The 225-nt window shown below is 48.9% G+C and carries 1 pseudogene; it reads left to right on the plus strand.

Features of this window, described 5'->3' with window-relative positions:
• Positions 1–187: pseudogene (locus tag ACYVTD_RS19240) on the plus strand (DNA primase family protein); the annotation flags it as partial.
• Positions 188–225: the final 38 nt, after the last annotated feature.

Consider the following 225-nt stretch of genomic DNA (forward strand, 5'->3'; position numbering starts at 1 on the left):
CCTGTACGGGGAGCATTTTAACTTTCTGCCGACTTTCAAGATTTTCATGGCGAGCAACCATAAGCCTGTTATTAAGGGGACGGATCACGGCATCTGGCGGCGGATCAAGCTGATCCCCTTCACCACGCTGATTACCGAAGAAAAGAGGGACAGGCATCTTGAGCAAAAGCGGCTGGAATCTGTCTGAATTTGAATATCGACCTGATATGTATACTCAACCGAGCC

It is taken from the genome of Treponema sp. R6D11, assembly GCF_054786075.1.